Annotated in this window: 8 protein-coding genes; 4 read left to right on the forward strand and 4 right to left on the reverse strand. The window is 67.5% G+C overall.

The window, feature by feature from the left end; genetic code table 11:
• Positions 1 to 182 precede the first annotated feature (182 nt).
• Positions 183 to 659 carry a DinB family protein gene (locus tag VIB55_RS18030; RefSeq protein WP_331878057.1) on the forward strand — a complete coding sequence of 159 codons (477 nt, stop codon included), beginning with the start codon at positions 183 to 185 and terminating at the stop codon, positions 657 to 659.
• 88 nt (positions 660 to 747) lie between these two features.
• On the opposite strand, the gene VIB55_RS18035 is transcribed toward VIB55_RS18030, so the two are convergent.
• Positions 748 to 1,653, reverse strand: coding sequence for a c-type cytochrome (locus VIB55_RS18035; protein WP_331878058.1), 906 nt, complete (start codon positions 1,651 to 1,653; stop codon positions 748 to 750).
• Between the two features lie 216 nt (positions 1,654 to 1,869).
• On the opposite strand from VIB55_RS18035, the gene fadI reads away from it, so the two are divergent.
• Positions 1,870 to 3,168 (forward strand): acetyl-CoA C-acyltransferase FadI, encoded by a 1,299-nt coding sequence (gene fadI, locus VIB55_RS18040; RefSeq protein ID WP_331878059.1) that lies wholly within the window; start codon positions 1,870 to 1,872, stop codon positions 3,166 to 3,168.
• 61 nt (positions 3,169 to 3,229) lie between these two features.
• Here fadI and VIB55_RS25665 read toward each other — a convergent pair whose 3' ends face one another.
• The 3 genes from VIB55_RS25665 to VIB55_RS18050 all read right to left on the reverse strand — a co-directional run bounded on the left by VIB55_RS25665 (position 3,230) and on the right by VIB55_RS18050 (position 4,802).
• Entirely contained in the window at positions 3,230 to 3,520 is a 291-nt protein-coding gene (locus VIB55_RS25665) for a type II toxin-antitoxin system RelE/ParE family toxin (protein WP_414681906.1), read from the reverse strand.
• Positions 3,517 to 4,017, reverse strand: a complete 501-nt coding sequence (locus VIB55_RS18045; RefSeq protein WP_331878060.1) for a hypothetical protein — start codon at positions 4,015 to 4,017, stop codon at positions 3,517 to 3,519. Before VIB55_RS18045 ends, VIB55_RS25665 begins: the two co-directional genes overlap by 4 nt.
• Positions 4,018 to 4,229: 212 nt before the next feature.
• The gene (locus VIB55_RS18050) at positions 4,230 to 4,802 is read right to left on the reverse strand and encodes an NYN domain-containing protein (protein WP_331878061.1); all 573 of its coding nucleotides are present in this window, start codon (positions 4,800 to 4,802) and stop codon (positions 4,230 to 4,232) included.
• Positions 4,803 to 5,104: 302 nt separating this feature from the next.
• On the opposite strand from VIB55_RS18050, the gene VIB55_RS18055 reads away from it, so the two are divergent.
• Both VIB55_RS18055 and VIB55_RS18060 read left to right on the forward strand, forming a co-directional pair.
• Positions 5,105 to 5,593 carry an Rrf2 family transcriptional regulator gene (locus VIB55_RS18055; protein ID WP_331878062.1) on the forward strand — a complete coding sequence of 163 codons (489 nt, stop codon included), beginning with the start codon at positions 5,105 to 5,107 and terminating at the stop codon, positions 5,591 to 5,593.
• A gap of 111 nt (positions 5,594 to 5,704) precedes the next feature.
• Positions 5,705 to 6,229 (forward strand): MFS transporter (locus tag VIB55_RS18060; protein ID WP_331878063.1); only part of this gene is annotated, 525 nt, incomplete at its 3' end.

Below are 6,229 nucleotides of genomic sequence, written 5' to 3' on the forward strand. Positions count from 1 at the left end.
CTCGTCGAACACGGGATCACCGGTATTGATGCGGCGGAACAGCTGCGGACGGTAGTTTATTGCATCCGAAACATACAACGCGGACACGCGATCGTGCCAGAGCATCACGATCATTGCACTGCCGGCACCCGGCCGAGGATATTACGGCTTCCCCCATCCATCCCCCGGAACCCCGCGTAGCGATGAGCACGGATGCCCTTCCCGCCCAGCTCGCCGAAACCTGGCGCATCCACGACCGCATCAACCGCTATCTGCTGGATGCAATCCAGCCCGATGCACTCGCCTCCATCGGGCTCACGAAGGGCCGCAGCGTGGCCGAACAGTTCGCCCACATCCACAACGTGCGGCTGATGTGGATCAAGGAGGGCGCGCCGGATCTGCTGGACGGCCTGCAGAAGATCGAGAAAGGTGCGCCGGTGGACCACGCGTCGCTCCGGGCAGCGCTCGAATCGTCCGCGGCGGCGATCGAAACGATGCTGGGTCGCGCGCTGGAGGCGGGAAAGCTGCGCGGGTTCAAGCCGCACCCGGTGGCCTTCCTGGGATACCTGGTTTCGCACGAGTCCCACCATCGCGGACAGATCGCCGTGGCGCTGAAGGGCGCCGGGCACCCGCTGGACAAGAAGACCGCATTCGGCCTGTGGGAGTGGGGGGTGAGGTGACTGACGATACTGCTAGGTACCAAGGGACAAGTACCAAGTGCCGGACGCGACACTTGGCACTTGGCACTTGGCCCTTGGTACTATCCCCTCACCTTCCACCCTCGGCCTTCGCCGGCACCGTCTGCAGATACGCCCAGAGCGCCCGCAGTTCGACGTCGTTCATCTGGCCGAACGCCTTCCAGGGCATGCGCGTGTCGATCAGCGTGCCATCCGGGCGCTTGCCGGTGCGCATGGCGCGGAGGAAGTCGCCCTCCGTCCACGTTCCCAGGCCGGTGGCGCGGTCCGGCGTCAGGTTGGCGGACGGCTTCCAGTCCGCCGGCTCGCCCGGACCCTTGCCGCCCGACAGGCCCGGCCCGTGGCAGCCGGTGCACACCCCGGCCACCTTGGCCCCGTACTCGGCCGTGGGCGCCGGCTGCACCTGCACCCGCGGCGCGTCGTGATCGATCACCTCGGCGGCCAGGGGAATCATCCCGCCAGCCACCAGCGCGCGCCCCACGGGCCAGACGGCGTTCGCGGGCGTTTCGCGGTCCACCGGCGGCAGCGTGCGCAGGTAGGCCACCAGCGCGGACACATCGGCGTCGGTAAGGCCCTGGAACTCCTGGCTGGGCATGATCAGCAGCGGCCGCCCATCCGATCCAATCCCGTGCAGGATCGCGCGCGCCCACGCGTCGTCCGTGGCGTAGCGCGCGCCCACGCCGCCCTTGCCGCGCGTGAGGTTGCTTCCGGAGATGCGCCCCACGGGGAACTGGTCCACCAGCGTGTTGCCGCCCATGTCCGCGCCGTGGCAATCGTTGCAGCCGCGGATGGTCGCCTGCCGCTTGCCTTCCGCGATCAGCGCGGCGTTCGGCGTGACCGCGGCGATGGGTTGGCGGACGTGGCCGTAGTCCTTGCGCATCTTGGCCTCGGCCACGCCGTACGCGGCGCCGATCGCCACGCTCACCAGCACCAGCAGCCCCCCGCCGATGCGCAGCCCCCACTTCACTATCCGTTTCATCGCCGTACCTGGCTCGTGTCCGTGGCGCGCGTGGCCCACGCCATGCGCGAGGACAAACATGTACGGGAAGGCGGCGTGGCGGATGGGTAGGCCGACCCATCCTCGCGCCGAAACGCGCGGTCCCTTGATCTGAGCCTGGTTCAGGCGAAGATTGGCGGTGCGAACGGTGGCGGGCGGTTCACCTCGGGCCCTGGGCCCGGACAACGACGGGTGCACATGAACGGACAGGGACGCAGGGTCGCCATCATCGACGGGTGCCGTACCCCCTTCGCCAAGTCGGGCACCGACTTCCGCGACGTGTCGGCGGTGGAGCTGGGCAAGGCGTCGGTGCGCGAGCTGATCGCCCGGACGGAGATCGACCCGAAGCTCGTCGATCACGTGGTGTACGGCACCGTCGTGCAGTCGGTGCAGGAGCCCAACATCGCCCGCGAGGTCACGCTGGGCGCCGGCATTCCGCCGCAGGTGCCGTCGTTCACCGTGGGGCGGGCATGCGCCTCCAGCAACCAGGCCATCACCTCCGGCGCCGAGCACATTGCGCTGGGCATGGCCGACGTGGTCATCGCCGGCGGCGCCGAGTCGCTGACCGACGTGCCCATCCTGTTCTCGCCGGAGATGCGCAACGCGCTGGTGCGCGCCTCCAAGGCCAAGTCGCTGGGCGAGCGCATCCAGGCCTTCCGCGCCATCCGGCCGCGGCACCTGGCGCCCATCGCCCCCGCCATCGCCGAGCCGACGACAGGGCTGACGATGGGCGAGTCGGCGGAAAAGATGGCCAAGGAAAACGGCATCACCCGCGAGGCGCAGGACCGCTGGGCGCTGCGCTCACACCAGCTGGCCGCGGCGGCCACGGAGGACGGCCGCCTGACGCGCGAGATCGCCCCCTTCTACGTGCCCCCCAGGTTCGACCGCGTCGCCACGACCGACAACGGCGTGCGCGCCGACACCTCCTTCGAAAAGCTGTCCACGCTCAAGCCCGTGTTCGACCGCCGCTACGGAACGGTCACCGCCGGCAACGCATCCCCGCTGACGGATGGCGCGTCGGCCGTGCTGCTGATGAGCGAGGAAAAGGCGAAGGAGCTGGGGCACAAGCCGCTGGGCTTCATCCGCAGCTACGCGTACGCCGCGCTGGACCCCAACGACCAGCTGCTGCAGGGCCCGGTCTACGCCGCGCCGGCGGCGTTCGACCGCGCGGGGCTCACCATGAAGGACATCGGCCTGCTGGAAATCCACGAGGCGTTTGCGGCGCAGGTGCTCAGCAACCTCCAGTGGTTCGATTCCGACAAGGTCGCCCGCGAGCGGCTGGGGCGCGACAAGGCCATCGGCCTACCGCCGGAAGACCGCATCAACGTGATGGGCGGCTCCATCGCCATCGGCCACCCGTTCGGCGCCACGGGCGGGCGCATCACCGTCACACTGCTCAACGAAATGCGCCGCCGCGGCGAGCAGTTCGGCATGATCAGCGTCTGCGCCGCGGGCGCCATGGGCTTCGTGATGATCGTCGAAGCCGCGCCAAACTGACGCCAGGCGAAATCCAGAGGAAGTGAAGGGGCTCCCGCGCGACCGCGCGGGAGCCCTTTTGTCATCCTCTCATCCAGCGCCGCGGATCCCGGTGCTGGTGAACGCAATCCGTGACCAGGATCCGCTCGTCCGAGACTTCGAACACGACCATGTAGGGGAACCCACGAGTCAGCGCTCGGCGAACCTGGCCGATGCCCGCGTGGCGGAGCGGGTTCTCGTGGATTGAGCTGATTGCCGCTTCTACCGCCGCACGAAACTCCGCGCCGTTTCGCTTGTTTCGCCTGTCATACCTCCGCGCTGCGCGTTCGACCTGTCTCTTTACTGCCGGACGGATTCTCAGCGCCCGGTTCACTGCTGCTCAGCACGCAATTGCGCGCGGAAAACTTCCCATGAAATTGACGACTCCGGATCAGCTGCGTCGGCCTCTATCTCCCGAAGCGAATCCGCGATGATCTCATCCGACATCGGAAATATCCCGCTGTCTTCGAAACTCCGCATCATCACGCTTGCGATCCGGATTCGCTCCTCGGGCGGAAGGGCGAGCAGATCCTGAATCGGGATGCCGGTCGGATCTCCGCCCGGCACCGTTTCCGATTGCACGACGTCGCTCGCAAGGTACGCGCGAAACTGGTCGAGGAACTCATCCTTCGGGATGAGAGACGGGTCAGGATCGCCCTCGTCCTCGCAAGGGTCCTCGAGCTCGCGGCGGGCCTCGGCCATGAGTTCGCCGAGGATCTCCTCAACCCGGTCGCCCAGACTTCTGCGCAGCGCGATGAAGATGCCGAGGCGCTTCTCGTGCGATTCCGAAAGAAGCGTTTCGTCGGGGATGTCCATCATGATCGTGGTCATCGGAGATCCTCCACCGCGGCTCCGCCGCGATCGTTGCAGGTTGACGATAACACCGTTACGGCACTCTTCCAACTGCTCCGATCCGCGTGCGAGAAACCAGGCAGAAGTGAACACCGTGAACGTGCCAGAAGGATAGTTTCCCTGCGCCGAATCTCCAATACCGTGAACCGCCACCGCGCGGACCCATTTCCCGACATCCAGCCGGGGCGCGCTCAGTCCGTTCGCCGGCCGAGTGCGCAGGTGCGCAGGAACTTCTCGTCCAGCTCACACTGAGCGTCGCAGGTTTGTGCCAGCTGGTCGGTGTGCTTCTGGGCGGGAAGATGACACCAGGTCACGCGCTTGCCGCGTGATTGAACGGCGCGGACCGCGCGGACGTAGTCCGTGTCGCCCGCCACGAGCATCGCGACGTCGAAGCGGTCCTCGTAGGCGCCGATGACCATGTCGACGGCCAGGTTCACGTCGGTCTCCTTCTCGACGTGATAGCGGCGTCCGCTCCTGTCCCACCGCGGCTCGTGCCGCCCCAGCACCAACTCGATGCGCCCGCTGCGCCGAAGCTCGTCGAAGAACTTCTGCTGGCGGCGGTACGCGGGGCTGTTCACGTCCGGGAGCGGCGACGTGTAGTAGCGGAGCTTGGCGAAGTGGTACCCGCGGCTGAGACGTGTCGCGAGCAGGTTGACGTCTACCCCGAACGCGATGCGCTCCTGGTGCAGCGCCAGGTTGAAGTTGCTGCCGTCGACGAAGATCTCGACCTTGGGCGGCCGAGCGGGGGAGGGATTCGAGGTCACGGTCGCAGGCAAAGTAACGAGGGGTTGCACCATTTCTGGCACAACCCCCCGGAGTTACGTACCGACACTGCCCGCAGGCAGGCGGCGACCGTCGTATGTCCAGTTTAACACCGGCCCATGCGACTGTCAAGGGGGATGTTCAGCCCGAAAGAGAACATCGTGAACAGGGCAGAAGGATAGTGCGCCGACGCCGAATCTCCAATACCGCGAGCCGCCACCGCGCGGGCCCATTTCCCGACATTGACACCGGCTCTATTCGCAACTAGACTGGTTACAGTTCAACACGGAGAGGCCCAGGGCGGATGTCGACGATCAGCAGCAGGGTGGCGATGGCGGTGCACGTGCTGGCGTTCCTGGCCCGGCGCCGGGGCGAGGCCGTGACGTCCGACACCATCGCGGGAAGCGTGAACACCAACCCGGTGGTCGTACGCCGCCTGATGGGCTCGCTTCGCAACGCCGGGCTGGTGCAGGTGCAGCCGGGGGCACGCGGCGGCGCGCAGCTGGCCCGCGAGCCGCAGGACATCACCGTGCTCGACGTGTACCGCGCGGTGGAGGAAAAGCCCGACCTGTTCGCGCTCCACGCCGAGCCCAGGGGCAACTGCGACATCGGCAGCAACATCCGCGGCGTGCTGCGAAGCGTCTTTTGCCGCGCGCACGAAGCCATGCAGCGGGAGCTGGGCGCCGTCACCATCGCCGACGTCTTCCACGACGTCACCGGGCGCTCGTGTTGTGGACCGCAGCCAGCGGAGATGGATTGCGGCCAGCCGGCGGGACAGCGGGCCGAGGCGTAGCGCTTCCGCGTGGCACCAGTCTCGCGCCTGCGCGCCGCTCCACGAGTGGAAAGTGCCGCGTCAGCCCACGGGTGACGCGGGTTTCGATGGACCGAGGAAAGCAACGATCTGATGATAAAGCGCGCCGCCGGGGCGTTTACCGGGCGTGAGTGGGGTTTGCTGGGGATTCTGCTGGCCGTGCAGTTCTGCCACATCCTGGACTTCGTTCTGATCATGCCGCTGGGGCCCATGCTCATGCGGTCGCTGGACGCGTCGGCCAAGGAGTTCGGCCTGCTGGTGTCGGCGTACACGTTCAGCGCGGCCATCACCGGGCTGGTGGCATCGGCCTACATGGACCGCTTCGACCGCAAGCGGATGCTGATGGTGCTGCTGGCCGGCTTCGGCGTGGGAACGCTGCTGTGCGGCCTGGTGGATTCGTACGGGGCGCTGATGGCGGCGCGCGTGGTTGCCGGCGGGTTCGGCGGGGTGCTGGCGGGCGTGGTGTTCGCCATCGTCGGCGACCAGATTCGCCCCGAGCGGCGGGCCACGGCCATGGGCGTGGTGATGGGCGGCTTCAGCGCGGCCTCGGTGCTGGGGCTTCCCTTCGGCCTTTCGCTGGCCGAAGCCACCGGCTGGCAGACGCCCTTCCTGGTGCTG

The sequence above is a fragment of the Longimicrobium sp. genome, from assembly GCF_036554565.1.
GTDB lineage: Bacteria > Gemmatimonadota > Gemmatimonadetes > Longimicrobiales > Longimicrobiaceae > Longimicrobium.

Excerpts from the sequence above, each read along its gene's own strand:
- fadI (WP_331878059.1), top strand. The coding sequence starts at position 1,870 with ATGAACGGACAGGGACGCAGGGTCGCCATCATCGACGGGTGCCGTACC.
- VIB55_RS18035 (WP_331878058.1), bottom strand. The coding sequence starts at position 1,653 with ATGAAACGGATAGTGAAGTGGGGGCTGCGCATCGGCGGGGGGCTGCTG.
- VIB55_RS18045 (WP_331878060.1), bottom strand. The coding sequence starts at position 4,017 with ATGACCACGATCATGATGGACATCCCCGACGAAACGCTTCTTTCGGAA.
- VIB55_RS18030 (WP_331878057.1), top strand. The coding sequence starts at position 183 with ATGAGCACGGATGCCCTTCCCGCCCAGCTCGCCGAAACCTGGCGCATC.
- VIB55_RS18055 (WP_331878062.1), top strand. The coding sequence starts at position 5,105 with ATGTCGACGATCAGCAGCAGGGTGGCGATGGCGGTGCACGTGCTGGCG.